Origin of the sequence: Massilia frigida, assembly GCF_011682175.1 — a bacterium.
Lineage (GTDB): Bacteria > Pseudomonadota > Gammaproteobacteria > Burkholderiales > Burkholderiaceae_D > Telluria_A > Telluria_A frigida.
Map to the genome: position 1 here is coordinate 245,220 of NZ_WHJG01000002.1, position 26,425 is coordinate 271,644.

A 26,425-nucleotide genomic window follows, 5' to 3' on the forward strand; every position below is an offset into this window, starting at 1 on the left:
TCGCCCCATTTCGCTGGTGCGCCGGAGCGTGTCGATCCAGACTGGGGTTTTCCACTCACGAAGCGCGCGCCATGACTTCCTCCCCCAACCGGCTCTGGTTCCTCGACTGGGTCCGCATCCTCGCTTTTTTTGTACTGATCCTCTACCACGTCGGCATGTATTACGTGACATGGGACTGGCACGTCAAAAGTCCCTTCGCCAGCCATGCCATCGAGCCGCTGATGCTGCTGTCGTCGCCGTGGCGCCTGGGATTGCTGTTCCTGGTGTCCGGCGTGGCATCGAGCCTGATGCTGGTAAAGACCGGCGCCGGCCGTTTCCTGCGCCAGCGCAGTGCGCGCCTGCTGCTGCCGCTCATCTTCGGCATGCTGGTGGTGGTGCCGCCGCAGGCGTACTTTGAAGTGGTGGAAAAGGTGGCCTACCAGGGCGGCTACGGCGACTTCATGCAGTTGTACCTCGGCCGTTATCATGGATTCTGCCGGGGCAGCGACTGCCTGATCATGCCGACCTGGAACCATCTGTGGTTCGTGGCCTACCTGTGGGTGTACACGCTCCTGCTCGGTGGCCTGGTGATGGCGCTCGGCGAACGTTTCGACCGGCTGGCCGTGCGCGTCGGCGCGCTGCTGGCCGGATGGAAGATCATCGTGCTGCCGGTGGCGGTACTGGCCATCGCGCGCATGGCGCTGCTGTCGCGCTTTCCGACCACGCATGCGCTGGTGGACGACTGGTTCAACCATGCGAGCTATCTGTTCCTGTTCCTGCTCGGGGCGATGCTCGCGCGCACGCCGCAGTTCTGGCCGCGCCTGCAAGCGCTGCGCTGGCACGGCCTGGGAATGGCGGCAGCCGGCTGGGCCGCACTGACCATCTACTATGCGCTGCCGGATGAGCTGGTCTCGGCGCAGGCACAGATACCGCTGATGCACGCGCAACGCATCGTGTATTGCCTGTTTGCGTGGAGCGCGATCGTGGCCGTGCTGGGATTTGCGCACCGCCACCTCAATTGCGACAGCGCCAACCGGCGCTATCTGGCGCAGGCGGTGTTCCCCGTGTACATCGTGCATCAGACGCTGATCGTCGTGATCGCCCATGCCATCCAGCCGGCCAAGCTGGCACCGCCGCTCGAAGCGCTGGTGCTGATCGTGCTGACCTTGTGCCTCAGTTTTACTGTCGTCGACATCGTGCGGCGCTCACGCGTGCTTGGGCCGCTTTTCGGCATCGCTTCCAGCAATCGTGCAGATCCGGTTACCGAAGCGGGCAAGCAGCCCGCCCCGGCAACGATGTGACTGATTCCGGCCGGCGCCTTGCCGGTCGGACGCGCCCCGGTGCGTATTCTTACGTATTCTTGCCGGCGCTGGCGCCACCGGTTTTCGCGCTCGCGGAGCTGCCAGCCTGGCCAGCCGACGGAGCACCAGTGCTATTGCCCTGCATGCTGGCATGTTGGTCGCTCTGGCTGCTGCCGGCCGAACCGCCCTGGGCGTTGCCGCTCTGGCCGCTCTGCATGCTGGTGCTGCCGCGCACTTCGGTGCTGCCGTTGCCGCGCCATGCGCCACCATGTTGCGTGAACGGATCGCTGAACTTGCGCATGTTCTCCTGCTGGGTGCGCACGCTGCGTTCGGTTTCTTCCGACGCGACGCGGGCCACTTCGTCAGCCAGGGCGCGCGCGGTGCGGGTGGTTTCCTGCACGTGCTGCTCGGTCACGCGGGCCAGTTCGACCTGCGCATCGGCCGCCACGCGCGAAATGTGCTGCTGATAGGCACGCAGTTTTTCCGTGGCGGGCTGGGCGCGCGATACGGCTGCACTGATCACGTCGGTCTGGCGGTCGGCGGTCAGCAGCTGCTGGCTGCCGATGGCAGTCTCTTCCAGCAAGGTCTGGGTCAGTTGGATGTTCAGATTGCACAGCTGCTGGAAGGAATGGAACAACGATTTCGACATATCGTTGAGGAAAGAAACTTGTGCGTCCAGGTGGCTTCGCACAGCAGGCGTCACGGATTGTGAATATGGAAACATGTAGACCTCGTTAAAAGTGGTTGTTTCTAGTAAGCGAAGTTGCTGTATCGGGGACAAGCGGCCTGATATGCGACCCTTATCGCGCCGCCGCAGCGCAGGCGTGTGAGAACTCCTTGTCTCGTATCAAAACTTCTGCAAGATTCGTCTTCAGCACGAGCCCCAAGACTAGGGGACAAGGGCGATCAGAGTTTGATATAGATCAAACGTGTTCAAGTCGGCAACGTTCTCAGCCGCATTACTGACTTGAAACGGTGCACTCGTGCTGCAATGCACCAAAAACATGCCGATTTTGCTCCGACACCGGCCTGGCACAGGCGCTGGCAAGCAAACCCAGCCATGGCGTGAAACTTGCATGCATGGACACCCTAACAACTCGACATAGGGAGCGCTGCCATGCTGCTGAAAAATGACTTGCTCTACTACCCGGCGCAGGCGCGCACGATCCGCATCCTGTGGATCGACAGCGCCGCCAGCGCCGCTTACACCTTCGAACTGGGCGCGAAAGGTGCGCATCCCGAGCTGGCCGCGCTGTCGGCCCTGAGCGCCGACCTGCGCGAACAGCGCGCGCGCCTGCTGCCGGCCGACCCGCATGCGCCCAGCGGCGACAGCGCAGCCCTGCCCGCGCGCCACCGCCAGGTGCGCGACCGGGCCTGGACCGTGGTGCAGGCCCTGGTCGCCGACCAACCGGCGATCTACCAGGCGCGCAAGCGCGGGCGCATGGTGATGGCGCAAAGCGCGCTGCACGGGGTATCGCATCCTTCCATCTATCGCTATCTGCGCCGCTTTTGGGAGCGCGGCCAGCATCCGGATGCGCTGCTGCCGGACTATAAGAACTCCGGCGCGCCGGGCAAGACGCGCGGCTCCAGCGCCAACGTCAAACGTGGCCGGCCGCGCAAAGCGGGCAGCCATCCGGGCCTCAATGCCGACGACGGCATCCGCCGCACCTTTCACGCGGCCGTGGCGCGGTACAGCGCCACCCATGCCGAGTTCTCGCGGCGCGGCGCGTACCGGCAAATGATCCAGGACTTCTTCGAGGCCCGCGATGCCGAACTGCTGCCCACCTTCGGCCAGTTCAATTACTGGATCGGCAAGGACGTGCCCGCCGCCAGCACCTCGGCCTGAACCATCGCCCCGGCGCACCGTGCCAGCTTGGTGCGGCGCATCGGGAACGCTCGCTTGCAGCAACAAGGGCCGCCTTCGCCCAGCCCTTGTTCTATGCGGACAAGGCTTCTCCGCAGTCCTTGCAATACTTCGCTTCCGGCTCATGCCCTTCGCTCAGGCACGAAGGGCAGGTCCGGTTGGTGGGCTTCCAGTTCATGCGCTGCGATGTCATTTCCGCCGTCACGATCCCGGTCGGCACCGCCAGCACGCCCCATCCCAGCAGCATCATGAACGAGGCGATAAACCGGCCCAGGGTGGTCTGCGGGGTCAGGTCGCCATAGCCGACCGTGGTCATGGTCACGGTGGCCCAGTACATCGCCATCGGAATGCTGGTAAAGCCGTTCTTCGGGCCTTCGACCACGTACATCACGGTGCCCAGGATGAGCACAGCCATCATCACCACCGACAGGAAGATGAGGATCTTGCGTCCGCTCGCGCGCAGGGCGCGCCCAAGCCGGAGGTATTCGTCGATGTACAGCGTAAGCTTGAAGATGCGGAAGATGCGCAGCAAACGCAGGATGCGGATGTCGAGGAAGGCCGACGCTTCCGGCACCAGCAGCGCAAACCAGGTCGGCAGCACCGACACCAGGTCGATCACGCCGAAAAAGCTGCTCGCGTAGCGCCACGGATGGCGCACGCAGCACAGGCGCGCAATGTATTCGGCGGTGAACAGGAGCGTGAAGGTCCACTCGAGCACGTTGAGCGGCTTCTCGAGCCGGCCCACTACCGACGGCACGCTGTCGAGAATGACGACCGTGATACTGAGCAGGATGACGGCCACCAGCAGCACGTCGAAATGGCGGCCGGCGCTGGTATCGGCTTCAAAGATAATCGTGTAGACGCGCCGGCGCAGGCCGCTGTCCGGCTTGCCGAAAGCGGGCGGCGTGTGCGGCGCAATGTCCGCCGCCGGCGTGGTTTGTTCTGTCATCGTCGTGTGCGATCAGCCCGGCCAGGCCGGACCTTTCAGCTCGACCGTGTTGCCTTCGGGGTCGTCCAGGTAGATCGACGGCCCCTCTCCTTCGGCGCCGTAACGCGATTCGACCGCGCCGGGTGTGACGCCGCATGCAATCAGATGGGTGCGGATCGACCCGGCATCGAAGGGCTCCACCCGAAAACACAGATGGTCCATATTGCGCCCTTCGCGTCCGGGCGGCGCGCCGCCAGAGCGTCCCAGTTTACCGTCGACCGGCACCAGGTCGACCAGCGCAGCGCCAGCGCGCAGCTGCACCAGGCCTATGTCGTCCTGGCGCCGTTCGATCGTACAGCCAAGCACCTGGCAGTAGAACGTGGTCATGGCGCCGAGGTCCACCACCCGCAGGACCACATGGTCGATGTGACGTATGCGTATCATGACCGCCTCCTTGCCTTAGTCGGCGTGACGTTCGACCCAGACCGCGAACGCGTCGACGAACTTCTTCAGGAAGGCTTTGGTGCTGTCGTTGGTGAGCGTGTCGCCGTCGTAATGGCTGCCGATATTGGCCAGGTAGGCTTCGGGCTGCTGCATGGCGGGCATGTTCAGGAACACCAGCGACTGGCGCAGGTGATGGTTGGCGCCGAATGCGCCGAGCGCGCCCGGCGTGACGCTGACCACGGCGCACGGCTTGCTGCCCCACGCGCTCTGGCCGTACGGACGCGAGCCGACGTCGATCGCATTTTTCAGCGCGGCGGGCACCGAGCGGTTGTATTCCGGGGTGCAGAACAGGACCCCGTCGAATTCCTTGAGCTTGTCGCGGAACTCGGTGTACACCGGCGGCGGCGCGGCGTCGTCGTCCTGGTTGTACAGGGGCAGCTGGCCGATCTCGACGATCTCCATGTCGAGCGTGGGCGGCGCCAGCAGCATCAGCGTCCTGGCGACCTTGCGGTTGAATGAATCCTTGCGCAAGCTGCCAATGATGACAGCGATTTTTCTAGAAGCCATGTTGGTCCTTTCGGGGGGTGGTCGTTCGGTCGGCGGTGGGTGAATTGTAAATCTTAACAATTTTCACAGCACCGCGCGCGCTTTCCTGAACACCCCTCGAACGGCAACCTTAGTAAGCCACAGTGAAACGCTGGCGGCTGTGCGCCGGCTTTTCCAGTTCATCGATCATGGCCACCGCATAGTCTTCCACCGAAATGGCGCTCTTGCCGTCGGCGTCAAGCAGCAGCGCGTTGCCACCCAGGCGGAATACCCCGCTGCGCTGGCCGGGAGAAATCATGGCGGCGGGACTGAGCATGGTCCAGTCGAGCGAGGCCTCGGCGCGCAGCAGCGCGAGCGACTGGCGCGCGCCTTCGGCACTGGCGCGGTACTGCTCCGGAAAGTCCGGCGAATCGAGCAGCTGCGCGCCGGGCGCCACTTCCAGCGAACCGGCACCGCCGACCATCAGCAGGCGCGGCACGCGCGCTTCCTTGACGGCGGCGATGATGTTGCGCGCGCCGCTCACGTAGTAAGCCTGCACATCGCCCTGGGCATGGCCGCTGAAGGCCGACAGCACGGCATCGGCGCCGGCCAGCTGCGCGGTCAGCGCGGCGACATCCATCACGTCCACTGCGCGCGCCTGGAGCCGCTCGCGCGCGGCCAGCTTGTCCGGGCGGGTCGACAGCGCGCTGACCGCATGGCCGCGATTGAGGGCTTCATTAAGCAAGGCTGTGCCGATAAATCCGGTGGCGCCGATCAGTACGATGTTCATTGCGAGACTCCTGCTGTGGTTTGGATGAGATGCATGATGACAGCAAGAATTGATTCGATAAATAGCAGTTGAAAAAATTCATTGTTACTGAATTCTAATCAATTAAGGAGTCATACGCACAACGGTGCACGCCGCCGATGGCGATTGATCGCCCAAGTCGCATGGTTGATAATGGATTGATTTCAATGCCTTATCAATCCCGATGACGCCTCTCGATCAGATCGACCTGAACAGCCTGACCATCTTCGATGCCGTTGCCGAGGCGGGCAGTTTTACTGCCGCGGCGGACCGGCTGGGTGTAGCCAAGGCCAGGATCAGCGTGCAGATAGCGCGCCTGGAGCGCCAGCTGGGCGTGTCGCTGTTCACCCGCACCACGCGCCAGGTGGCGCCCACCGACGCCGGGCGCGCGCTGCACGCGCAATGCCAGCCGCTGCTGCGCGCCCTGTCCGACGCGCTGGCGCAGGCCGGCAGCGACCAGGGCGAATTGTCCGGCATGCTGCGCATCTCCACCACGGCGCTGCAGGTGGCGCACGCCATCGGTCCGGCGCTGGTGCAGTTCATGGCGCTGCATCCGCGCATCACGGTCGACCTGCGCACCGCCGACAAAGTAGTCGACATGATCGCCGAAGGCATCGACCTGTCGTTTCGCATGGGCTGGCTGCGCGACTCGACCCAGCGCGCCATCAAGCTCGGGGAATTCTCGCAGCATGTGGTGGCGGCGCCATCGTATTTGCGCCAGCGCGGTTATCCGGCCACGCCGCAGGACCTGGTGCGGCACGACTGGGTGGCGCTGTCGCTGATGCGCACCCCGCACACCTGGACGTTCACCGGAGCCGATGGCGCCGAGACCGTGGTGCAGACCAATTCGCGCATGCAGGTCGATTCGCCCGCCGCCTTGCTGGCGCTGATCGAGCAAGGCGCCGGGATCACGGTGCTGGAGGGGCAAACGCTGGCTGCGGGCCTGAAGGCCGGCGCCGTGGTCGAACTGCTGCCGCAATGGTCGCTGCCGCGCGGCGGCATGTATGCCGTGCTGCCGCCGGGACGCCAGGCGCCGGCGCGGGTGCGCGCCTTCATCGACTTTTACCGGGACTATCTGCTGCGCGCGGCGACGCCTTGACGATCGGGCAGCCCATCGTGCGGTATGATCTTCGAGGTGTTTACAGGGGGACAAGCGGCATGACTAAAAAAGATGAAGTGGTGCGGGAAATGGCCGGCATGCTGCTGGAATTCATGGCCTTGACCAGGCTCGATTGGGATGCCACCTATTTCCGCTTCGCCAGGCCTGGCGGAGGGACGACCAGCTCCGAATGGCTGTATCGAAAAGACAGGGAATTGAATTATTTCCAGGGCATGGCACAGCTGGAAATGAGATATCAGACCACGCTGGAGAAGCTGGCGGAGGATTTATCCGACGCGATGGTCAGCGAGGGGCGGGAGCGGCCTGTCGTCATCGTCGCCACGGTCGATAGCGGGAAAAATTACAATCTGAAGTTCGATTACAAAAACCCCTCCGCACTGGAGATTCGGCTGCTCAGTCTGGGAACGGCGAATTCCTATTTTGGCGATGACATCGTCATCGATAAAACCGTCGGGGAATTTCAGGAGCACTTGAAAGGCCTGGCGCCGTAAGACGGCAAAACCCCGGCGCCGGCATCGAATGAACCGGGGCCTTACAGCCAGCGGTTGACTGGGGCGTTGCGCAGGCACGCCGTCATGCGCGCTTCGTCGACGATGCCGCGGCCTGTCAGCTGCGCGCCAATCTCAAGGAAGATCGCTTGATCTTCGGCGCAGCCGGTGTTCGCGCACAGCAGGTCGAGCGCCTGTTCCAGCACCCGCGCCTGCGCCGCCTCGTGCGCCGCGACGATCAGGTCGCGCATGCGCAGCTTGAGGCGGCGGTTGGCGCGCTCGCCCTCGTCCTCGCTGCCGAAGTCAGTGCCGTAGTAGCGATCGACATCGTCTGCCAGCGCCGCCAATTGTTCGAGCAAATCCACCGCTAAATCCTGCCACGCCGGAACTCGGCCAGAAATTTCTTCGCCTGCGCGGCGCTCAGGACGACCACCGGATCGCCATGCCACGCATACAAAAACGGCGTGCCGCCCAGGCGATCGGTTAATTTGGCCGACAGCAGGAAGCGGGTGCCGGGCGGATGGAGCGCCGGGTCCACCAGCGCCCGCGCGCACTGCACGCGCAGGCTGGGGGCAAAGGCTTGCCCCGCCATCGGGCGGACGCGCAAGGCGCCGCTGCGCGCATCGACGAACGATTCGACCGCCACGTCGCGGTAAGCCCAGGTATCGCGTGCCATGCTTATGCCTTCACTGCCAGCGCCGGTGCGCGAACGACATGCGCTTCGCGGATCGGCAGGTTGATGAGGGCCGCGGCCAGGGCGAGCACGATGTCGGCGTACCACATCCAGGTAAAGTCGCCATAGGCCACGAACGAGAGCCCGCCGAGCCACGCGCCGAAGAAGCCGCCCACCTGGTGCGACAGCAGCGTCAAGCCGAACAGCGTCGACAGGTAGCGCATGCCGAACAGTTTGCCGACCAGGCCCGCCGTGGGCGGCACCGTCGCCAGCCAGGTGAAACCGAGCGCGCCGGCGAACAGGTAGAAGGTCATGGCGGTCTTGGGCGCCAGCAGGAAGGCGATGACGATCACGGCGCGGCTGGCGTACATCAGGGCCAGCAGGGACTTCATGCGGTAGCGGGTCGACAGCGCGCCGGCGGTCAGGCTGCCGGCGATGTTGAACAAGCCGATCAGCGCAAGCGCATTGGCCGACACGCCCGCCGGCAGGCCGCACAGGCCCACCTCGCCCGGCAAGTGCGTGACCAGGAAGGCGATGTGAAAGCCGCAGGTGAAAAAGCCGGCGTGCAGGCACAGGTAGCTGCGGTCGCGCAGGGCGATCTTGATCTGCGCGCCCAGGCCGATGCCGGGTGCATCAAGCGGCTTGGGCGGCGCCGCGATAGCGGGATCGGGCTTGGCCAGCCCGGCGCCCTTGCGCAGCGGCCAGGCCAGGGGAATCGTGAGCAGAGTGGTGGCCGCCATGGTCAGCATCGCCGCGATCCAGCCGGCGCTGTTGATGATCGCCTGCATCAGCGGCGCGAACACGAACTGGCCGAACGAACCGCCGGCGTTGATGAAGCCCGCCGCGAACGGCCGACGCGCGGCCGGCAAGCGCTGCGCGGTGGCGCCGATCAGGATCGAAAAGCTGCCCGCGCCCGCCCCCGCCGCCGTCAACACGCCCATGGTCAGCATCAGGCCCCACTGCGAGGACACGAATGGCGTTAGCGCCATGCCCGCCGCGAGCATGACGGCGCCGAGGATGATGACCTTGGCCGAGCCCCATTTGTCCGCCACCGCGCCGAACACCGGCTGCGCCGCGCCCCACACGAACTGGCCGATCGCCATGGCGAAGCTGATCGAGGCCACGCCCAGCCCGGTCGAGGTGTTAATCGGCGAGAGAAACAGGCCGGTGGTCAGGCGCGCGCCCATCGTGATCATCAGTATCGCCGAGGCGGCGAGGATCAGCAGCCACGCGGCGCGCGCCGTCATCTCATTCTGGGTGGGCATGGGGCAGGTCCTCGATCAGTGGAGTGAGTTGGGTAAGCGTGCTTTCCAGCTGGGCGTGCAGGGCGCGCACGGCCTCGCGCCCGACCAGTTGTTCGAAAGCGTGCTGGGCGCCGCACCACACCGGGTAGGAGGCGGCGAGTTTTTGCTGCCCGGCCAAGGTGATGGTGACGATGCGCTGGCGGCTGTCGGCACCGGGGCGCGCGACGACCCAGCCGGCTTCCATCAGCGGCTTGAGGTTGCGCGTGAGCGTGGTGCGTTCCATGCCCAGGCGTTCGGCCAGCTCGGCCACCGGCAACGCCTCGCGCGCGACGTTGGCCAGCACGCTGTACTGGGTGGTCTTCAGGCCCACGGCGGCCATATGGTGGTCGTACACGCGCGACATGGCGCGCGTGAGCTTGCGCAGCTTGAAGCAGGTACAGCCCAGCGGTTTTTCAATCGGATCGGTCATATTGTGGCGCTGCGGAAATAGGTGCAGGTACACTGATTGTTTGAAGTATATTACAATTCACGAACCGTGTGCGCATCTCCCGGCTTTTTAACCATCAAGCAAAAGGATGATCATGGAACAGCAAGACAAACGCCAGCAATGGCTGGACGAGGCCGCTGCAATGCGCGCCAGACTGGCCGCGCCGGGCGTGGCGGACCGCGCCACCTTGCGTAGCAGCAGCGGCATGGAATTTTTGGATGGCATCGGCAGCGGCGCCCTGCCCCCGGCGCCGATCGCGCACTTGATGGGGATCCTGCCGATGTCGGTGGAGCCCGGCCGCACGGTATTCCAGGGAACCCCGGAGCGGGCGCACTACAACCCGAGCGGCGTGGTGCACGGCGGCTACGCGGCGACCATGCTCGACACCGCGCTCGGCTGCGCGATCCACACGATGCTCCCGGCCGGCAAGGGATACACGACCCTGGAGCTGAAGGTGAACCATATCCGCGCGATGGCCGATACGACCGGGCCGGTGCGGGCCGAGGCGACGGTGGTCAGCGTGGGGGGCCAGGTCGGCGTTGCCGAGGCGCGCATCACCGATGCGAACGGCAAGCTGTACGCCTTTGCGACGACAACCTGCCTGGTATTCGATATCAGCGCTGGCTGATGAGGGACAGGTTGCCGCTGCCGTCTTGCAGCACGCTGGCGCTGAAGGCGTTGCCGGTTTGCCTGATGCGCGAGAAGTTGCCTGTCGTCCAGGAGAGCGCGCCATGCTGCACCGCGCTGGCGCGGTTGTCGCTGCCGGTCTGGATGATCTCCGAGACGCTGCCGTTCAAGGTCGACGTCGCCGAGGCAAGGTTCTCGTTCCCGGTCTGGACGATGGTCGAGCCATTGACCTGCCCGCTTTCATCGGCACGGGCGACGTTGCGCTCGCCCCGTTGCACGATCGATTGGTCTACCGTGAAGGTGGTGCCGTTCTGGCGCACCGAGGCGTCGTTCAGCGCGCCGGCCTGGTCGACCCGGACGAAGGAGTAGGCGGCATCGGACTGGTCGATGAGTACCTTGTTGGCGATGCCGGCCTGCTTGATGTCCGGTCCGCCGTATCCCGAAAAGTAATGTTGCACCACGATCCGGTTAGCCGCACCGGTCTGGCCCGCGCGCACCGAGAAGGTGGGAATGTCCTTCTGGTTGATGGAAGTGACGTTGGCGCTGCCGCGCTGTTCGAGGGTCAGGCTTGAACTGTTCACATTTTCCTGCCTGAACACGGCCACATTACCCTGGCCGGCCTGGAACAGCTTGTTATCGCTGCGGTCCGTATGGTCCTGCAGGATGTTGGCGTGGTTCGCCCTGCCATCCTGACGAACACTCACACGCGCCACAGTGGCGATCTGGACAATGCCACTGTCACCCATGGCCGGGTCGCCGATGACGTTGCCGGTGCCGATTTGCGTCACGTCCACCTGGGCATAGTCGTTGCTCTCGCGCTGCTCGACCAAGCTCTTGTTGCCGCTTCCCTGCTGGGTGGTGTTGACGTATGCCTGCGGCAGCGCCGGGCCGCTGGCCAACGCCAGGGCGGCGGCGAGGGCCGATAATGCGGACTTCATGATCTTTCTCCCCATGGTTGAACTTGTTGAATCAAGTTCAAGTGTAGGGACCGCGTTTTCAGGCCCGCATGACGGCGATCAAGGTTCCCGGTCGCCGGCCCGGCGGGCCTTGCCGCCGATGCTTACGCGGAGGCGGACTTGATCAGCAGGCAGATCGCCTCGGCGGCCATGCCCTCTTCCCGTCCCAGGTAACCCAGTTTTTCGTTGGTCTTGGCCTTGATGTTGACCTGCTGGGGCGACACGCCGATGTCTTCGGCGATGCGGGAAATCATCTGCGCAATATGCGGCGCCATTTTCGGCGCCTGGGCGATGATGGTCGCATCGATGTTGCCGATGGTGTAGCCGGTGGCGACCACGCGGTGCGCCACTTCGCGCAGCAGGGTGCGCGAATCGGCGCCGGCGAACATCGGATCGGTGTCAGGGAAATGCTTGCCGATGTCACCCAGGCCGGCCGCGCCGAGCATCGCATCGATGATCGCATGCAGCAGGACGTCGGCGTCCGAATGGCCCAACAGGCCCATGCGGTGCGGGATTGCAACCCCGCCGATAATCAGTTTGCGGCCCTCGACGAGGGCGTGGCAGTCGTAGCCGGTTCCGACACGGAACGGCGGGGTGGGATTGTAGGATGCCAGTGTCATGGTCTCACTCATTTCAGGTTAAGGCGCGGCCAGGTACATCTCGGCGATCCGGATGTCCGCCGGCAGCGTCACTTTTAAATTACGGGGATGTCCTTCGACCAGCTTGGGCGACCAGCCCAGGGCCTCGACCGCACTGGCGTCATCGGTAATGACGCTGGCGTCGGTGGCCGCCGCCAGTGCATCGCACAGCAGCTTGTAGCGAAACATTTGCGGGGTCTGCGCCAGCCACAGGCCGTCGCGCGCGACGGTGCTGACGTGGGCGCCGCCGCGCTTGACGGTGTCGACCACGGGCAAGGCCAGCAAGCCGCCGACCGGATCGTCGCCGACCGCGTCGATCAGCCTGGCGATCAGGGCGGCGTCCAGTCCCGGCCGCGCCGCGTCGTGCACCAGCACCCAGTCATGCGCGTGCAGCTCGCCTTCCAGCGCCCGCAGGGCGTTGCGGACCGACTCCATGCGACTGGCGCCGCCGCAGCGCAGCACGGTGGCTGCGCCGGACGGCACGATGGCGTCGATATACGCGTCGTGCGCGCTGACCACGACGTAGGTATGGGCGATCAGGGGGCTCGACACGAAGGCGTCGAGCGTGTGGCGCAGCATCGGCTTGGCGCCGATCGGCAGGTATTGCTTGGGACTGCTCGATGCCATGCGCGCGCCGACGCCGGCGGCGGGGATCAGGGCAATATAGCGCGGTGCGATCTGCTTCATGGCTGTCTTCATCTGTCTCGGTTAGCCGGTCTCACAATGGACTGTACCTCACCTGCGCAAACTTTGCTCAGGCGCGCATACTCTTGCGGCGTGTCGATGGCGGCTTGTAGAGGGTCTACTTTGGCCATCTCTTTCTGTATATACGGTGCCCAGCCGGTATTGAGTTCTTGCCGTAACAAGGCCAGGGCCTGGCCGCGCGGCGCGTACAGGGGTTTGTCGTTGAAGCGCCGGGCCAGTGCCGCGCGCACCGTTACTTCCACTTTCGGCAAATGGTCGAGATAGGTCTTGAGGTGGCGCATCTCATGCGCAAGAATCTCCTGATATGCACAAGAACCCGGGCGAAATTCGCGTCCGACATAGACCACTACCGGGCTGTACAGCAGCGAGACGGTGATCCGCACCGCCACGCACTCGTAACCGGTGACCGGGTCGACCAGCATCGGCGCGTCGAGCGAGATCGTGGAGCGCGACTCGGTCTTGGTCAGGCCCAGCACGAAGGTACCCGGCGCCCCCGGCTTCATGGCGCTCAGGCCATGGAAGGAGACCGTGTTGTTGATGGAGTAGCCGTTCGGTGTCGAGTGCAGGACCGAGATCGCCTTGGCCATCGTGTCCTCGCACTGCGCCTGGAAGGCGGAGCGCGCCGCCCAGCTGCTGTGCGAGCAGAGCAAGGCCAGCACGAGTGCCAGGATTTTCATGGCGGATCAAGCCGGCGGCCAGCTTCCGCCGAGGAGTTTGTCGAGCCAGAAGGCGCCGATGATGGTCTTCACGTCCGTGATCTGGCCAGTGCGCACCATCTCGAGCATCTCGGGCACGGTGGCGCTGAAGGTTTCCAGGAACTCGCCCTCGTCCAGGCGCGCCTCGCCGGCGGTGAGGCCGCGCGCGACGAATAGTTCAAGGTGCTCGTCCGAGTAGGCGATGGCGTTGTGGATGGTGCTGATGAATTGCCAGTCGGTTGCCGTGTAGCCGGTTTCTTCCTGCAGCTCGCGCTTGGCGCAGGCCAGCGGCTCTTCGCCGGCATCGATTTTCCCGGCCGGGAATTCGATGAAGACGCGCCCGAGCGGATAGCGGAACTGGCGTTCGAGCAGCACCCGGCCATCGCCCAGCAGCGGCAAAATCACCACGGCGCCTGGATGGCGGATGTATTCGCGGGTGGCGACGGCGCCGTTGGGCAGGCTGACCCGGTCGCGCGAGACCTTCAGGAAGCTGCCCTCGTAGGCCAGTTCGCCATCGATACGCCGCTCGGTCAGATGATCGTTGGTGAGGTGCGGCTGCATGCGCGGCTCCAATGAATTAGTGATGGCGCTTGCGCAGGTAGCGCATGACGAAACCGGGGAACGCCAGCACCACGAACAGCGGCACGGTGATCATGTAGAACTCCTTGGCCTGGCCAAAGACGTTCCCGATGCGCGCTTCAAGCAGGTAGGCGATGCCGCCGACAACGAAGTACAGCACCACCAGTTCCAGCACGCGCCACCAGCCGGCCTTGACGGCCCCCCGGTCGGCGCTTGCCTGGCCCACCGGGATGAAGCCGAACAAGCGTTCATTCATGAACGGCAGGTTGGCCCCCGCCAGTGCCACGGCGATCGCCAGCCAGCTCGATAACGACACGTCCATCAGGAACCGATAGTCTTCGTCATCGCGTTCAGGCAAGCGGCCAGCAGCGGACCGGCAAACACGCCCAGCAGCACGGCCGCGATCCCGTTCATCGAGAGCACGGCGCGCATGTCGAACGGCGCAACGATCGGGGTGGTATCAAGCGGTTCGTCAAAGTACATCACCTTGACCACGCGCAGGTAGTAGAACGCGCCGATCAGCGAGAACATCACCGCGACCACGGTCAGCCACACGGCACCGGTCGAGAGCACCGCTTCGAGCACCGCGAACTTGGCCGCGAAGCCCATCATCGGTGGCACGCCGGCCAGCGAGAACAGCAGGATCGCCATGACCGCCGCGAACCATGGGCTGCGCTTGGCCAGGCCCTTGAAGTCGTTCAATTCCTCGGCTTCGAAGCCGGTACGCGCCAGCATCATGATCAGGCCGAAAGTACCGAGGGTCGTCAACACGTAGGTGATCGAGTAGTACATGGCGGCGCTGTAGGCGGAAGCGGCATTGCTGGCGTCCGGGATGGCGTTGGCGTCCAGCGGATTGGCGACCACGCCGGCCAGCAGGCCCAGCAGCACGAAGCCCATCTGCGCGATGGTCGAATAGGCCAGCATCCGTTTCAGGTTGGTCTGGGCAATCGCGGTCAGGTTACCGATCGCCAGCGACAGCACGGCCAGGACCATCAGCATCTGCTGCCAGTCGATCGCCATCGGCAGCAAGCCTTCCACCAGCAGGCGGATGCAGATCGCGAACGCGGCCAGCTTCGGCGCGCCGCCCAGCAGCAGGGTCACCGCGGTTGGCGAACCCTGGTATACGTCAGGCACCCACATATGGAACGGGACGACGCCAAGCTTGAACGCCAGGCCGGCCACCAGGAACACCAGGCCGAACACCAGGATGTTCAGGTTGGCGGTGGACGCTGCCGCCGCCTTCGAGATTTCATTGATGTCGAGCGAACCGGTGGCGCCGTACAGCATCGAAATACCATACAGCAGGAAGCCGGACGCCAGCGCGCCGAGAATGAAGTACTTCATCGACGCTTCGGTCGAGACGGCGTGATCGCGGCGCAGCGCAACGAGGGCGTACAGCGACAGCGACATCAGTTCCAGGCCCAGGTAGATGATCAGCATGTTATTACCGGAGATCATGATCATCTGGCCGAGCATCGAGAACAGCGCGAGCACATAGAATTCGCCGCCCAGGTTACCGGACAACATGCCGCGCTCGGTCGCATAGGTGCGCGAGTAGACCAGCGTGATGCCGATGGCCAGGTAGGTGAACAGCTTGAGCAGGTTCGCCATCGGGTCCGACACGAACATATTGTGGAACGTGTAGACCGTGGTGCCGGCCGCATAGTCCGAGTAAGTCAGGGCGGCGCAGCCGACCAGTGCCGCCAGTGACAGCCAGTAGGTCAGGACGCGCTTGCCATCCTTGAGGAACATGTCGATCAGCAGGATCGCCGAGGCGGCGACCAGCAGGAAGATTTCGGCGTAAACCGGGATCAGGTTGGGATTCGTAGTCTGGATCATAGTCTTCTTTATTGCGGCAGTTTCGACACGGAGACATGCTGGAGCAGGTCCGCGACCGAGGTTTGCATCGTGTCGGTGAACGGCGCCGGGTACAGGCCCATGGCGATCACGGCGATGGCCAGGATGCCGAGCATGACGAATTCGCGCGTGTTCAGGTCCGTCAGTTCGGCGACGTGCTTGTTGGCGACAGCGCCGAAGACAACGCGCTTGACCATCCACAGCGAGTAAGCCGCGCCGAAGATCAGGGCGGTCGCCGCCAGCATGCCGATCCAGAAATTGAATTCGACGGCGCCCAGGATGACCATGAACTCGCCCACGAAACCGGAGGTCGCCGGCAGGCCGCAGTTCGCCATCGAGAACAGCACGATAAAGGCGGCGAACTTGGGCATGCGGTTGACCACCCCTCCGTAGTCGGCGATCTGGCGCGAGTGCATGCGGTCGTACAGAACGCCGATACACAGGAACATGGCGCCCGAGATGAAGCCGTGCGAGATCATTTGCACGATGCCGCCCGAGACCGACATCTGGTTGAACATGAAAAAGCCCAGGGTCACGAAACCCATGTGCGCGATCGACGAATAGGCGACCAGTTTTTTCATGTCCTTCTGCACCAGCGCCACCAGGCCGATGTAGATCACGGCGATCAGCGACAGGGTGATGATGAAGCCACCCATGTAGTGCGATGCGTCAGGGGTAATCGGCAGCGAAAAACGCAGGAAGCCGTAGGCGCCCAGTTTCAGCATGATCGCGGCCAGCACGGCCGAACCGCCCGTTGGCGCTTCGACGTGGACGTCCGGCAGCCAGGTGTGGACCGGGAACATCGGCACCTTGACGGCAAACGCCATCAGGAAGGCCAGGAAGATGAAGATCTGCTCTTTCATCGTCAGCGGCAGTTTGTGCCACGTCAGGATGTCGAAGCTGCCGCCCGACGCGTTGTACAGGTAGATGATCGCGACCAGCGTCAGCAGCGAACCGAGGAAGGTGTACAGGAAGAACTTGAACGACGCGTACACGCGATTCTCGCCACCGAACACGCCGATGATGATGAACATCGGGATCAGGGTCGCTTCGAAGAAGAAGTAGAACAGCAAGCCGTCCATGGCGCAGAACACGCCGATCATGAGGCCCGACAGGATCAGGAAGGAACCCATGTACTGGGCCACGCGCTTTTCGATCACTTCCCAGGCCGAGATCACGACGATCACGGTGATGAAGGCCGTCAGCGGCACGAACCACAGCGACAGGCCGTCGATCGCCAGCGAGTACATGATGTTGAAGCGGCCGATCCACGGCGTGCTTTCGACGAACTGCATGCCGTGCGCGGCGTTATCGAAGTGCTGGATCAGCGGCAGCGTCACCAGGAAGCTGGCGATGGAGGCGATCAGCGCCATCCAGCGCGTCAGTCCCGGCTTGTCGTCGCGGCCTATCGCAAGAATGGCCGCGCCAAGGACGATCGGGAGCCAGATCGCCAGGCTCAGATACGGAGGGAAGTTAGAAATCGTAGACTGCATCATGTTTTGTTGTCTTTGCGTGTCTGATTAAGCGTGCCAGAACGGGAGGAAGTACATCAGTGCGCCAAGCACGCCGATGATCATCACGAACGCGTAATGGTAGATATAGCCGGTCTGTCCGAGACGGACGATGGACGAGAACCAGCCAACCACTTTCGCGCTTCCGTTGACGACCAGGCCATCGATCAGGCCCTTGTCGCCGATATTCCAGAGGCCGTTGCCAAGCAGGCGCGCGCCACCGGCGAACACCACGTCGTTGAACTTGTCCATGTAGTACTTGTTGTCCAGCAGCGTATGAATGGCCGTGAACTTGGCATAGAACCAAGCCGGTACACGCGGATTGACCATGTAGCAGTAGTACGCCGCGCCCACGCCGCCCAGGGCCAGCCAGAACGGCGCGGTCTGCAGGCCGTGGATGACCATGCCGACCGGGCCATGGAAGCCTTTGGCCAGTGCCTTCATGGCGCCGTGGCTGTCGCCGACGGTGATCACACCGTCGAAGAATTTACCGAACAGCATAGGCTCGATGGTCAGGAAACCGATGATCACCGATGGAATGGCCAGCAGGATCAGCGGCAGGGTCACCACCAGCGGCGACTCGTGCGGCTTCTGGCCCGGGGCCAGGCCGTGATGCGCGTGGTCGTCGTGCGCCGCCTCTTCATGGTGCGCGTCGGCGTCGTGCGCGTGCGCATCGGCGTGCTTGGCGTCGTGCTTCGCAGCGTTCTTCTTGGCGTTCTTCTTGGCTTGCTTCGCATCGTGCTTCGTATCGTGCGCATGATGGTCATGCGCATGCGCCTTGCCGAAACGCTCTTCGCCGTGGAACACCAGGAAGTACATGCGGAAGGAGTAGAACGCCGTGACGAACACGCCGGCCAGCACTGCGAAGTTGGCAAAGCCAGCGCCCCAGATGTGGGTCGCGTGCACCGCTTCGATGATGCTGTCCTTCGAGTAGAAACCGGAGAAGAACGGGGTACCGATCAGCGCCAGGGAGCCGAGCAATGCGGTGATCCAGGTGATCGGCATGTACTTGCGCAGGCCGCCCATGTTGCGGATGTCCTGGTCGTGGTGCATGCCGATGATGACCGAGCCGGCGCCGAGGAACAGCAGCGCTTTGAAGAATGCGTGGGTCATCAGGTGGAACACGGCGACCGAGTAGGCCGACGAACCGAGTGCGACGGTCATGTAGCCGAGCTGCGACAGGGTCGAGTAAGCGACCACGCGCTTGATGTCGTTCTGGATGATGCCCAAAAAGCCCATGAACAGCGCCGTGATCGAACCGATCACCAGCACGAAGGACAGCGCGGTGTCGGACAGTTCGAACAGCGGCGACATGCGCGCCACCATGAAGATGCCGGCGGTAACCATGGTCGCGGCGTGGATCAGTGCCGAAATCGGGGTCGGGCCTTCCATCGAATCGGGCAGCCAGACGTGCAGCGGGAACTGGGCCGATTTGCCCATCGCGCCGATGAACAGGCAGATGCAGGCAACCGTGAGCAGCATCCAGTCCGAACCCGGCAAGGTCATCAGGGCCAGCGCTTCTTTTTTGGCGAAGACTTCGGTGTAATTCATGGAACCTGCGTACGCCAGCAGCAGTCCAATACCCAGGATGAAGCCGAAATCGCCGACGCGGTTGACCAGGAACGCTTTCATGTTCGCAAAGATCGCGGTCGGACGGGTGTACCAGAAACCGATCAACAGATAGGAGACCAGGCCCACCGCTTCCCAGCCGAAGAACAGCTGCAGGAAGTTGTTGGCCATGACCAGCATCAGCATCGAGAACGTAAACAGCGAAATGTAGGCGAAGAAGCGGTTGTAGCCTTCATCTTCGGCCATGTAGCCAATGGTGTAGATGTGCACCATCAGCGACACGAAGGTGACCACGCACATCATCATCGCCGAGAGCGCATCGATCTGGAAGCCGACTTCCATTTTCAGGGTGCCGACGGTCATCCAGTTATAGATGGTGCCGTTGAAGCTGGCGCCGTCGAGCACGGCCATCAAGGTCTGCACCGACAGGACCAGCGCGATCAGCACGCCCAAAATCGTGACGGTATGCGACGTTTTACGGCCGACCAGGTTACCGAAGAATTTTGTTCCGAACAAGCCCGCAATCACCGCACCAGCCAGCGGCGCCAGTGGTACGGCAAGAAGGACGTTAGGGTTAAGAAGTTGCCCCGCCATGTTGAACCTTAATCGTTATGTATTCGAGTATGAATGTAAGCGCCAAACGGACCGGATTAGCCTTTGAGGGTATCGAGGTCTTCCACATTGATCGTGTCCAGGTTACGGAACATGACCACCAGGATCGCGAGGCCGATTGCCGATTCGGCGGCGGCCACGGTCAGGATGAAGAAGACGAAGATTTGCCCCGCCGCGTCGCCCAGGTAGTGGGAAAACGCGATGAAGTTCAAATTCACGGCCAGCAGCATCAATTCAATCGCCATCAGCAGGACGATGACGTTTTTGCGGTTCAGGAAGATCCCGACGATCGAGATCGCGAACAGGATCGCGCCCAGGACCAGGTAGTGTGCGAGCGATAAGGTCATTTTGTCTCCTTGGGGGCGGCAGCGGCGTCAGGCGCCGTGGCGGCCTGGGCTTCGGCGGCGGCCAGCGCGGCCGCTTTCGATGCCGCGTCGATGGCGGGCTGGTCGACCGTGGCCATCTTCACGATGCGCAGGCGGTCGTTACGCTTGACGCGCACGGCATCGCCCGGATTGAAGGCCTTGGTATCCTTGCGGCGGCGCAAGGTCAGCGCCACGGCGGCAACGATGGCCACCAGCAGGATCGCCGCGGCGATCTCGAAGCCGAGGATGTACTTGGTGTAGATCAGCAAGCCCAATTCCTTGGTGCCGCCGATGTTCGCGCCGACCGTTTCGGCCTCCTGCTCGAACTTCATGAAACCGCGCCACAGCACCGCCGCCATTTCCAGCACGATGAGCGCGCCGATGCCGGTGGCCAGCGGCAGGTAGGACCAGAAGCCCTCCCGCATGCGGTCCATATTAATATCGAGCATCATGACCACGAACAGGAACAGCACCATCACCGCGCCGACATACACGAGCACCAGCACGATGGCCAGGAACTCGGCCTTGAGCAGCATCCAGATGCCGGCCGCATTGAAGAACGCCAGCACCAGGAACAGTGCCGCGTGGACCGGATTGCGGGCAGTGATAACGCGGGTCGCGGCGAGGATCATAATCGCCGAGAACACGTAGAACAACACAGTTTTAAATTCCATAACTAACCCAGAGTTCTTGCAATTGAATTTGCTAAATACATCGTTGGCTAACGACTAGCGGTAAGGAGCATCGGCCGCGCGCGCGGCGGCAATGTCATCCTCGTAGCGGTCACCGACAGCGAGCAACATCTCTTTCGTATAGTACAGATCGCCGCGTTTTTCGCCGTGGTATTCCAGCACGTGCGTCTCGACGATCGAGTCAACCGGGCAGGATTCTTCGCAGAAGCCGCAGAAAATGCACTTGGTCAGGTCGATATCGTAACGCGTCGTGCGGCGCGAACCGTCGTCGCGCTGTTCCGATTCGATCGTGATCGCCATGGCCGGGCACACCGCTTCGCACAGCTTGCAGGCGATGCAGCGCTCTTCCCCGTTGGGGTAGCGGCGCAGCGCATGCAGGCCACGGAAACGCGGCGACATCGGGGTTTTCTCTTCCGGATACTGCACGGTGATCTTGCGCGAGAACGCATAGCGTCCGGTCAGCGCCAATCCCTTGATCAGTTCGGTCAGCAGCATGCTGCTGAAAAAGTCTTTCACTCGTTCCATTTTGTATTCCTTACTTCCAAATGTTCCAGGATGTCTGCATCCAGCCTGCGACCAGGACCAGCCATACCAGCGTCACCGGAATGAAAATCTTCCAGCCGAGGCGCATGATCTGGTCATAGCGATAGCGCGGGAAGGTGCCGCGAACCCAGATGAACAGCGAGACGATCACGAAGGCCTTGGCGAACAGCCAGAAGAAGCCGAGGAAGCCGCCCAGTACGCCGCCCACTTCCATGAAGGCGAACGGCGCGTGCCAGCCACCCAGGAACATGATCGATGCCAGGGTGCCGATCAGAATCATGTTGGCGTATTCGGCCAGCATGAACATGGCGTAGGACATGCCCGAGTATTCGACCATGTGGCCGGCCACGATTTCCGACTCGCCTTCGACCACGTCGAACGGAGAACGGTTGCATTCGGCCAGACCCGAGGTCAGGTAGACCACGAACAGCGGCAGCAGCGGCCACACGTTCCACGACAGGATGTTCAGGCCGTGCGACACGCCCCAGCCGAGGTTCTGGCCGCTGACGATGTCGGAGAAATTCAGGCTGCCCGATACCATCAGGATCACGACCAGCACGAAGCCGATCGGAATTTCGTAGGAAATCATCTGGGCCGAGGCGCGCATCGCGCCCATGAACGAGTATTTCGAGTTCGACGCCCAGCCGGCAATGATGATGCCGTACACCTCGATCGAGGTGATCGCCATCAGCAGCAGCAGGCCGGCATTGACGTCGGCCAAAGCCACGCCAGGACCGAAGGGCACCACCACCCAGGCGGCCAGCGCCGGCATGATGGTCATGATCGGACCGAGCACGAACAGGCCGCCCGATGCCTTGGCCGGCACCACGATCTCTTTGAAGAGCAGTTTGAGCGCATCGGCGATCGGCTGCAGCAGACCCATCGGGCCGACGCGGTTGGGACCGACGCGGATCTGGATCCAGCCGATCAGCTTGCGTTCCCACAGGGTCGCGTAGGCAACCAGGCCCATCAGCGGCAGCAAGACGCACAGGATCTTGATCATGGTCCAGACCACTGGCCAGATATAGCCGATATTGGTCGCGCCCCAGGCGTTGACGCCATCAATCATTTCAGGCAGAGCCATCAGACCCCCTCCCCTGCTTTTTCAACTGTGATAGCACCGAACATCGCGCCCAGCGTGGCGGTCAGCGGGTGCGCCGAGGCGACACGCACGGTGTTCGCCGGCAGGCGCGCATCGATGCCGGCCACCAGGATGGCCGAACCGGTACCTTGCGACACCTTGACTTTGCCACCAGCCTGCACTTTCAAGCTGTCGGCCAGGGCGGACGGCAAGGTGACCAGCGGCGCGTTGGCGTCGGCGGTGCGCAGCAGCGGCTCGGAACGGCGCGCGATGGCGTCGGCGAAGTAGATCGGCACGTCGGTGACGCGCTCCAGGGCGCCGCTGGTGCCGAACGAAGCCGACTTCAGGGCGGCCTTGCCGGTGTTGTTCAGCTTGGCCGACAGGTCGGTCACGCCTTTGCCGAACAGCTCGTCGCGGATCGCTTCGGAGGTGTCGTATTCGAAACCGGTCAGGCCCAGCAGGTTGCCCATCACGCGCAGCACTTTCCATGCCGGACGGGTATCGCCGAGCGGCTTGACGGTGCCGTTGAAGCTTTGCGCGCGGCCTTCGCAGTTCACGAAGGTGCCCGAGGTTTCGCTGAATGGCGAAATCGGCAGCAGCACGTCGGCGTACTCGAAACCATGCTGGAAGGCCGACATGACGACGACCATGTCGGCGGCGTCGAGCGCGGCGCGGGCTTGCTGCGGATCGGCAGCATCGAGCTCAGGCTCGGCGTTGAGCAGCACGTAGGCTTTTTTCGGTACCGAGAAGGCCGCTGCGGCGTTCTTGGCGGTCGCGCCGACCAGGTAGCCACCAACCGTGTTTGCCGCTTCCGTCAGGTAGCCGAATTTGGCACCGGTCTGTTCAGCGATCCACTGCGCAGCCGCATGCAGCGCGGACGCTTGCGGATGGTGCGCGGCGGCGTTGCCCAGCAAGACCACGCCCGGCAGGTTCTCGTCGCCGGTGTTCAGGCTGGCGGCGATGGCCCTGGCGGCGTCGGTCGCTTCAATCCCCTCGAAACCGGCCGGTGCGGCCACGCCCTTGGCGGCGGCGACAGCGGCCACGATGCTTGATAAGGCAGCCAGCCAGTCGGACGGCGCGGCAATGATCTTGTTGGCGGTCGGGATCAAGAGCTCGTCATCCGAGGCGTGCACCAGCGACAGCTTGGCGCCGCCCTTGACCGCAGCGCGCAGGCGCGTGGCGACCAGCGGGTGATCCTTGCGGATGAACGAGCCGATGACGAGCGCGCGCTTAACCAGCGACAACTCGGCGATCGGCATGCCCAGCCATGGGGTGACCTGGCCGTCCAGCGCGAAGTCGCTCTGGCGCAGGCGGAAGTCGATGTTCTCGGAACCGATGCCACGCATGGCTTTGGCAAGCAGGTGCAGTTCTTCGACGGTCGAATGCGCGGTGGCGACGGCGGCAATGCTGTCGGCGCCATGCTCATGCTTGATATTGCGCAAGCCATGTGCCACGTATTCGAGCGCGGTCTGCCAGTCGGTCTCGGCCCACTGGCCGCCCTGCTTGATCATCGGTTTGGTCAGACGCGACTGGTTATCCAGCGCTTCGTACGAGAAACGGTCTTTGTCCGAAATCCAGCATTCGTTGATCGCATCGTTTTCCAGCGGCAGGACGCGCATGACTTTGCCGCCCTTGACCTGGACGATCAGGTTGGTGCCGAGCGAATCGTGCGGGCTGACCGATTTGCGGCGCGACAGTTCCCAGGTACGGGCGCTGTAGCGGAACGGCTTCGAGGTCAGTGCGCCGACCGGGCACAGGTCGATCATATTGCCCGACACTTCAGAATCGACGGTCTTGCCGACGAAGGAAGTGATTTCGGCGTGTTCGCCACGGCCCAGCATGCCCAGTTCCATCACGCCGGCCACTTCCTGGCCGAAACGCACGCAGCGGGTGCAGTGGATGCAACGGGTCATTTCCTGCATCGAGATCAGCGGGCCGGCATCTTTCGGCGGCACCACGCGTTTTTCTTCTTCGTAGCGCGAGTTCGATTTGCCGTAGCCGACCGCCAGGTCTTGCAACTGGCATTCGCCGCCCTGGTCGCAGATCGGGCAGTCGAGCGGGTGGTTGATCAGCAAGAATTCCATCACGGATTTCTGTGCCTGTACCGCCTTCTCGCTGTTCGAGCGCACGATCATGCCCGCCGATACCGGCGTGGCGCAAGCCGGCAAAGGCTTCGGTGCCTTCTCGACTTCAACCAGGCACATGCGGCAGTTCGCTGCGATCGACAATTTCTTGTGATAGCAGAAGTGCGGAATGTAGGTGCCCAGCTTGTTGGCTGCGTCCATCACCATGCTACCCGGTGGGACTTCTACCTTCTTACCGTCAATTTCAATTTCAACCATGAGAGTTCTCTGGCCTTAGATATAAGCGGGCACCAGACAGTGCTTGTGCTCGATGTGATATTCAAATTCTTCGCGGAAGTTCTTCACGAAAGCGCGTACCGGCATCGCCGCCGCATCACCGAGGGCGCAAATGGTGCGGCCCTGGATGTTGTCGGCGATCGAGTTGAGCATGTCCAGGTCGTCGGGACGGCCCTGGCCGTGCTCGATGCGGTGGACCATGCGGTACATCCAGCCCGTGCCTTCGCGGCACGGCGTGCACTGGCCGCAAGACTCTTCATAATAGAAATACGACAGGCGCAGCAGCGACTTGACCATGCAGCGCGTCTCGTCCATGACGATCACGGCGCCCGAACCGAGCATCGAGCCGGCCTTGGCGATCGAATCGTAGTCGAGATCGGTGTTCATCATGACGTCGCCGCGGATCACCGGGGCGGACGAACCGCCGGGAATGACCGCCTTGATCTTTTTGTCGCCGCGCATGCCGCCAGCCAGTTCCAGCAGCTTGGCGAACGGCGTGCCGAGCGGCACTTCGTAATTGCCCGGCAGGTTGACGTCGCCCGAGATCGAGAAAATCTTGCTGCCGCCATTGTTCGGCTTGCCGATGGCGGCGTACTTCTCGCCACCCATGTTCAACAGGAACGGTACCGCAGCAAAGGTTTCGGTGTTGTTGATCGTGGTCGGCTTGCCGTACAGGCCGAACGAGGCCGGGAACGGCGGCTTGAAGCGCGGCTGGCCCTTCTTGCCTTCGAGCGATTCGAGCAGCGCGGTTTCTTCGCCGCAGATGTAGGCGCCGTAGCCGTGCGCGGCGTGCAGCTGGAAGTTGAACTCGCTGCCCATGATCTTGTCGCCCAGGAAGCCGGCGGCACGCGCCTCGTCCAGTGCGTCTTCAAAGCGCGCGTATTCGGCCCAGATTTCGCCGTGGATGTAGTTGTAGCCGACCGTGATGCCCATCGCGTAGGCGCCGATGGCCATGCCTTCGATCAGCGCGTGCGGATTGTAGCGGATGATGTCGCGGTCCTTGAACGTGCCCGGCTCGCCTTCGTCGGTGTTGCAGACGAGGTATTTCTGGCCCGGGAACTGGCGTGGCATGAAGCTCCACTTCAAACCCGTGGGGAAACCGGCGCCGCCACGGCCGCGCAGGGAACCGGCTTTCAGTTCGGCGATGATCGCTTCCGGCGTGATTTTTTCTTCCAGGATGCGGCGCAGCGCGGAGTAGCCGCCGCGGTTCACGTAATCCTGCAAATGCCAGTTCTGGCCGTCGAGGCCGGCCAGGATGACCGGGTCGATGTGACGTGAGTGGAGCGATGTCATTTCTTGAGTTCCTCGACCAATGCGTCGATTTTGCTATCCGACATCAGGCTGCACATGCGCTTGTTATTGACCAGCATCACCGGCGCATCGGCGCAAGCGCCCATGCACTCGCCTTCGACCAGCGTGAACTGGCCGTCGGCCGAGGTGGCGCGGTAGCCGATGCCGAGTTTTTCTTGCAGGTAGTGACCGGCGTGCTCGCCGCCCGACAGGGCGCACGGCAGGTTGGTGCACACGGAGATCTTGTACTTGCCGACCGGCTTGACGTTATACATATTGTAGAACGTTGCCACTTCCTGCACGGCAATGGCGGGCATGCCGAGGTAATCGGCCACGTCCTGCATCACTTCCGGCGGGAGCCAGCCTTTTTCATCCTGCGCAATGGCGAGCGCCGCCATGACCGCGGACTCTTTATGGTCGGGCGGGTACTTGGCGACTTCACGGTCGATTTTTTTGTATGACTGCTCTGATAACAACATGGTTG

General features: G+C 63.1%; 30 protein-coding genes. 5 read left to right on the plus strand and 25 right to left on the minus strand.

Features of this window, described 5'->3' with window-relative positions:
- The first annotated feature begins 71 nt into the window (after window positions 1–71).
- Window positions 72–1,280: an acyltransferase family protein gene (locus F2P44_RS03390; protein WP_167085027.1), complete on the plus strand. Its 1,209-nt coding sequence runs from the start codon at window positions 72–74 to the stop codon at window positions 1,278–1,280.
- A gap of 49 nt (window positions 1,281–1,329) precedes the next feature.
- Here the strand turns inward: F2P44_RS03390 and F2P44_RS03395 are convergent, their stop codons facing one another.
- The gene (locus F2P44_RS03395; RefSeq protein WP_167085029.1) at window positions 1,330–2,004 is read right to left on the minus strand and encodes a phasin family protein; all 675 of its coding nucleotides are present in this window, start codon (window positions 2,002–2,004) and stop codon (window positions 1,330–1,332) included.
- A 393-nt stretch (window positions 2,005–2,397) separates the two neighbouring features.
- On the opposite strand from F2P44_RS03395, the gene F2P44_RS03400 reads away from it, so the two are divergent.
- On the plus strand, window positions 2,398–3,126 hold the full coding sequence (locus tag F2P44_RS03400) for a hypothetical protein (RefSeq protein WP_167085031.1): 729 nt from the start codon (window positions 2,398–2,400) through the stop codon (window positions 3,124–3,126).
- Between the two features lie 91 nt (window positions 3,127–3,217).
- On the opposite strand, the gene F2P44_RS03405 is transcribed toward F2P44_RS03400, so the two are convergent.
- The 4 genes from F2P44_RS03405 to F2P44_RS03420 form a co-directional block, all read right to left on the minus strand.
- Window positions 3,218–4,093, minus strand: coding sequence for an ion transporter (locus F2P44_RS03405; RefSeq protein WP_167085033.1), 876 nt, complete (start codon window positions 4,091–4,093; stop codon window positions 3,218–3,220).
- A gap of 12 nt (window positions 4,094–4,105) precedes the next feature.
- Window positions 4,106–4,516, minus strand: a complete 411-nt coding sequence (locus F2P44_RS03410) for a VOC family protein (protein WP_167085035.1) — start codon at window positions 4,514–4,516, stop codon at window positions 4,106–4,108.
- A gap of 15 nt (window positions 4,517–4,531) precedes the next feature.
- Window positions 4,532–5,083 (minus strand): NADPH-dependent FMN reductase, encoded by a 552-nt coding sequence (locus F2P44_RS03415; protein ID WP_167085036.1) that lies wholly within the window; start codon window positions 5,081–5,083, stop codon window positions 4,532–4,534.
- Window positions 5,084–5,192: 109 nt separating this feature from the next.
- Entirely contained in the window at window positions 5,193–5,831 is a 639-nt protein-coding gene (locus F2P44_RS03420; RefSeq protein ID WP_167085038.1) for an NAD(P)-dependent oxidoreductase, read from the minus strand.
- Window positions 5,832–6,033: 202 nt separating this feature from the next.
- Between F2P44_RS03420 and F2P44_RS03425 the strand changes: the two genes are divergently transcribed.
- Entirely contained in the window at window positions 6,034–6,948 is a 915-nt protein-coding gene (locus tag F2P44_RS03425) for a LysR family transcriptional regulator (RefSeq protein ID WP_167085040.1), read from the plus strand.
- Between the two features lie 59 nt (window positions 6,949–7,007).
- A complete protein-coding gene (locus F2P44_RS03430) occupies window positions 7,008–7,460 on the plus strand; it encodes a hypothetical protein (RefSeq protein ID WP_167085042.1) in 453 nt (150 codons plus the stop codon).
- A gap of 41 nt (window positions 7,461–7,501) precedes the next feature.
- Here the strand turns inward: F2P44_RS03430 and F2P44_RS03435 are convergent, their stop codons facing one another.
- The 4 genes from F2P44_RS03435 to F2P44_RS03450 are packed head-to-tail and all read right to left on the minus strand — an operon-like array spanning window position 7,502 to window position 9,843.
- Entirely contained in the window at window positions 7,502–7,822 is a 321-nt protein-coding gene (locus F2P44_RS03435) for a hypothetical protein (protein ID WP_167085044.1), read from the minus strand.
- A 2-nt stretch (window positions 7,823–7,824) separates the two neighbouring features.
- Entirely contained in the window at window positions 7,825–8,133 is a 309-nt protein-coding gene (locus F2P44_RS03440; RefSeq protein WP_167085046.1) for a hypothetical protein, read from the minus strand.
- Window positions 8,134–8,135: 2 nt separating this feature from the next.
- Window positions 8,136–9,395, minus strand: a complete 1,260-nt coding sequence (locus F2P44_RS03445) for an MFS transporter (RefSeq protein ID WP_167085048.1) — start codon at window positions 9,393–9,395, stop codon at window positions 8,136–8,138.
- Complete coding sequence (locus F2P44_RS03450) at window positions 9,379–9,843, minus strand: MarR family winged helix-turn-helix transcriptional regulator (protein ID WP_229423353.1); 465 nt, start codon at window positions 9,841–9,843, stop codon at window positions 9,379–9,381. The genes F2P44_RS03445 and F2P44_RS03450 overlap by 17 nt, the downstream gene beginning before the upstream one ends.
- Window positions 9,844–9,955: 112 nt before the next feature.
- Between F2P44_RS03450 and F2P44_RS03455 the strand changes: the two genes are divergently transcribed.
- Window positions 9,956–10,489: a PaaI family thioesterase gene (locus F2P44_RS03455; RefSeq protein ID WP_167085050.1), complete on the plus strand. Its 534-nt coding sequence runs from the start codon at window positions 9,956–9,958 to the stop codon at window positions 10,487–10,489.
- Here F2P44_RS03455 and F2P44_RS03460 read toward each other — a convergent pair.
- The 16 genes from F2P44_RS03460 to nuoE form a co-directional block, all read right to left on the minus strand.
- Window positions 10,476–11,426: a hypothetical protein gene (locus F2P44_RS03460; protein ID WP_167085051.1), complete on the minus strand. Its 951-nt coding sequence runs from the start codon at window positions 11,424–11,426 to the stop codon at window positions 10,476–10,478. The genes F2P44_RS03455 and F2P44_RS03460 overlap by 14 nt on opposite strands.
- Window positions 11,427–11,548: 122 nt before the next feature.
- Entirely contained in the window at window positions 11,549–12,064 is a 516-nt protein-coding gene (ispF, locus tag F2P44_RS03465) for a 2-C-methyl-D-erythritol 2,4-cyclodiphosphate synthase (protein ID WP_167085053.1), read from the minus strand.
- Between the two features lie 18 nt (window positions 12,065–12,082).
- Entirely contained in the window at window positions 12,083–12,769 is a 687-nt protein-coding gene (gene ispD, locus F2P44_RS03470; RefSeq protein WP_167085055.1) for a 2-C-methyl-D-erythritol 4-phosphate cytidylyltransferase, read from the minus strand.
- An 8-nt stretch (window positions 12,770–12,777) separates the two neighbouring features.
- On the minus strand, window positions 12,778–13,464 hold the full coding sequence (locus F2P44_RS03475) for a hypothetical protein (RefSeq protein ID WP_167085057.1): 687 nt from the start codon (window positions 13,462–13,464) through the stop codon (window positions 12,778–12,780).
- Window positions 13,465–13,470: 6 nt separating this feature from the next.
- Window positions 13,471–14,043, minus strand: coding sequence for an NUDIX domain-containing protein (locus tag F2P44_RS03480; RefSeq protein ID WP_167085059.1), 573 nt, complete (start codon window positions 14,041–14,043; stop codon window positions 13,471–13,473).
- A 16-nt stretch (window positions 14,044–14,059) separates the two neighbouring features.
- Window positions 14,060–14,383: a DUF2818 family protein gene (locus F2P44_RS03485; RefSeq protein WP_167085061.1), complete on the minus strand. Its 324-nt coding sequence runs from the start codon at window positions 14,381–14,383 to the stop codon at window positions 14,060–14,062.
- The gene (gene nuoN, locus F2P44_RS03490; RefSeq protein WP_167085063.1) at window positions 14,383–15,900 is read right to left on the minus strand and encodes an NADH-quinone oxidoreductase subunit NuoN; all 1,518 of its coding nucleotides are present in this window, start codon (window positions 15,898–15,900) and stop codon (window positions 14,383–14,385) included. Before nuoN ends, F2P44_RS03485 begins: the two co-directional genes overlap by 1 nt.
- Before the next feature lie 8 nt (window positions 15,901–15,908).
- A complete protein-coding gene (locus F2P44_RS03495) occupies window positions 15,909–17,414 on the minus strand; it encodes an NADH-quinone oxidoreductase subunit M (RefSeq protein ID WP_167085065.1) in 1,506 nt (501 codons plus the stop codon).
- A gap of 24 nt (window positions 17,415–17,438) precedes the next feature.
- Window positions 17,439–19,592, minus strand: coding sequence for an NADH-quinone oxidoreductase subunit L (gene nuoL / locus F2P44_RS03500; RefSeq protein ID WP_167085067.1), 2,154 nt, complete (start codon window positions 19,590–19,592; stop codon window positions 17,439–17,441).
- A 56-nt stretch (window positions 19,593–19,648) separates the two neighbouring features.
- Entirely contained in the window at window positions 19,649–19,957 is a 309-nt protein-coding gene (gene nuoK, locus F2P44_RS03505; RefSeq protein WP_099876580.1) for an NADH-quinone oxidoreductase subunit NuoK, read from the minus strand.
- On the minus strand, window positions 19,954–20,649 hold the full coding sequence (locus F2P44_RS03510) for an NADH-quinone oxidoreductase subunit J (RefSeq protein WP_167085069.1): 696 nt from the start codon (window positions 20,647–20,649) through the stop codon (window positions 19,954–19,956). The genes nuoK and F2P44_RS03510 overlap by 4 nt, the downstream gene beginning before the upstream one ends.
- A 54-nt stretch (window positions 20,650–20,703) precedes the next feature.
- On the minus strand, window positions 20,704–21,192 hold the full coding sequence (gene nuoI / locus F2P44_RS03515) for an NADH-quinone oxidoreductase subunit NuoI (protein WP_054263642.1): 489 nt from the start codon (window positions 21,190–21,192) through the stop codon (window positions 20,704–20,706).
- Window positions 21,193–21,202: 10 nt separating this feature from the next.
- Complete coding sequence (nuoH, locus tag F2P44_RS03520) at window positions 21,203–22,294, minus strand: NADH-quinone oxidoreductase subunit NuoH (protein ID WP_167085071.1); 1,092 nt, start codon at window positions 22,292–22,294, stop codon at window positions 21,203–21,205.
- Window positions 22,294–24,633 carry an NADH-quinone oxidoreductase subunit NuoG gene (nuoG, locus tag F2P44_RS03525; RefSeq protein WP_167085073.1) on the minus strand — a complete coding sequence of 780 codons (2,340 nt, stop codon included), beginning with the start codon at window positions 24,631–24,633 and terminating at the stop codon, window positions 22,294–22,296. The genes nuoH and nuoG overlap by 1 nt, the downstream gene beginning before the upstream one ends.
- Before the next feature lie 15 nt (window positions 24,634–24,648).
- Window positions 24,649–25,944, minus strand: coding sequence for an NADH-quinone oxidoreductase subunit NuoF (nuoF, locus tag F2P44_RS03530; protein ID WP_167085075.1), 1,296 nt, complete (start codon window positions 25,942–25,944; stop codon window positions 24,649–24,651).
- A complete protein-coding gene (gene nuoE, locus F2P44_RS03535; RefSeq protein ID WP_166886563.1) occupies window positions 25,941–26,420 on the minus strand; it encodes an NADH-quinone oxidoreductase subunit NuoE in 480 nt (159 codons plus the stop codon). Before nuoE ends, nuoF begins: the two co-directional genes overlap by 4 nt.
- Window positions 26,421–26,425: the final 5 nt, after the last annotated feature.

Excerpts from the sequence above, each read along its gene's own strand:
- F2P44_RS03390 (WP_167085027.1), top strand. The coding sequence starts at position 72 with ATGACTTCCTCCCCCAACCGGCTCTGGTTCCTCGACTGGGTCCGCATC.
- F2P44_RS03395 (WP_167085029.1), bottom strand. The coding sequence starts at position 2,004 with ATGTTTCCATATTCACAATCCGTGACGCCTGCTGTGCGAAGCCACCTG.
- F2P44_RS03400 (WP_167085031.1), top strand. The coding sequence starts at position 2,398 with ATGCTGCTGAAAAATGACTTGCTCTACTACCCGGCGCAGGCGCGCACG.
- F2P44_RS03405 (WP_167085033.1), bottom strand. The coding sequence starts at position 4,093 with ATGACAGAACAAACCACGCCGGCGGCGGACATTGCGCCGCACACGCCG.
- F2P44_RS03410 (WP_167085035.1), bottom strand. The coding sequence starts at position 4,516 with ATGATACGCATACGTCACATCGACCATGTGGTCCTGCGGGTGGTGGAC.
- F2P44_RS03415 (WP_167085036.1), bottom strand. The coding sequence starts at position 5,083 with ATGGCTTCTAGAAAAATCGCTGTCATCATTGGCAGCTTGCGCAAGGAT.
- F2P44_RS03420 (WP_167085038.1), bottom strand. The coding sequence starts at position 5,831 with ATGAACATCGTACTGATCGGCGCCACCGGATTTATCGGCACAGCCTTG.
- F2P44_RS03425 (WP_167085040.1), top strand. The coding sequence starts at position 6,034 with ATGACGCCTCTCGATCAGATCGACCTGAACAGCCTGACCATCTTCGAT.
- F2P44_RS03430 (WP_167085042.1), top strand. The coding sequence starts at position 7,008 with ATGACTAAAAAAGATGAAGTGGTGCGGGAAATGGCCGGCATGCTGCTG.
- F2P44_RS03440 (WP_167085046.1), bottom strand. The coding sequence starts at position 8,133 with ATGGCACGCGATACCTGGGCTTACCGCGACGTGGCGGTCGAATCGTTC.
- F2P44_RS03445 (WP_167085048.1), bottom strand. The coding sequence starts at position 9,395 with ATGCCCACCCAGAATGAGATGACGGCGCGCGCCGCGTGGCTGCTGATC.
- F2P44_RS03450 (WP_229423353.1), bottom strand. The coding sequence starts at position 9,843 with ATGACCGATCCGATTGAAAAACCGCTGGGCTGTACCTGCTTCAAGCTG.
- F2P44_RS03455 (WP_167085050.1), top strand. The coding sequence starts at position 9,956 with ATGGAACAGCAAGACAAACGCCAGCAATGGCTGGACGAGGCCGCTGCA.
- F2P44_RS03460 (WP_167085051.1), bottom strand. The coding sequence starts at position 11,426 with ATGAAGTCCGCATTATCGGCCCTCGCCGCCGCCCTGGCGTTGGCCAGC.
- ispF (WP_167085053.1), bottom strand. The coding sequence starts at position 12,064 with ATGACACTGGCATCCTACAATCCCACCCCGCCGTTCCGTGTCGGAACC.
- ispD (WP_167085055.1), bottom strand. The coding sequence starts at position 12,769 with ATGAAGCAGATCGCACCGCGCTATATTGCCCTGATCCCCGCCGCCGGC.
- F2P44_RS03475 (WP_167085057.1), bottom strand. The coding sequence starts at position 13,464 with ATGAAAATCCTGGCACTCGTGCTGGCCTTGCTCTGCTCGCACAGCAGC.
- F2P44_RS03480 (WP_167085059.1), bottom strand. The coding sequence starts at position 14,043 with ATGCAGCCGCACCTCACCAACGATCATCTGACCGAGCGGCGTATCGAT.
- F2P44_RS03485 (WP_167085061.1), bottom strand. The coding sequence starts at position 14,383 with ATGGACGTGTCGTTATCGAGCTGGCTGGCGATCGCCGTGGCACTGGCG.
- nuoN (WP_167085063.1), bottom strand. The coding sequence starts at position 15,900 with ATGATCCAGACTACGAATCCCAACCTGATCCCGGTTTACGCCGAAATC.
- F2P44_RS03495 (WP_167085065.1), bottom strand. The coding sequence starts at position 17,414 with ATGATGCAGTCTACGATTTCTAACTTCCCTCCGTATCTGAGCCTGGCG.
- nuoL (WP_167085067.1), bottom strand. The coding sequence starts at position 19,592 with ATGGCGGGGCAACTTCTTAACCCTAACGTCCTTCTTGCCGTACCACTG.
- nuoK (WP_099876580.1), bottom strand. The coding sequence starts at position 19,957 with ATGACCTTATCGCTCGCACACTACCTGGTCCTGGGCGCGATCCTGTTC.
- F2P44_RS03510 (WP_167085069.1), bottom strand. The coding sequence starts at position 20,649 with ATGGAATTTAAAACTGTGTTGTTCTACGTGTTCTCGGCGATTATGATC.
- nuoI (WP_054263642.1), bottom strand. The coding sequence starts at position 21,192 with ATGGAACGAGTGAAAGACTTTTTCAGCAGCATGCTGCTGACCGAACTG.
- nuoH (WP_167085071.1), bottom strand. The coding sequence starts at position 22,294 with ATGGCTCTGCCTGAAATGATTGATGGCGTCAACGCCTGGGGCGCGACC.
- nuoG (WP_167085073.1), bottom strand. The coding sequence starts at position 24,633 with ATGGTTGAAATTGAAATTGACGGTAAGAAGGTAGAAGTCCCACCGGGT.
- nuoF (WP_167085075.1), bottom strand. The coding sequence starts at position 25,944 with ATGACATCGCTCCACTCACGTCACATCGACCCGGTCATCCTGGCCGGC.
- nuoE (WP_166886563.1), bottom strand. The coding sequence starts at position 26,420 with ATGTTGTTATCAGAGCAGTCATACAAAAAAATCGACCGTGAAGTCGCC.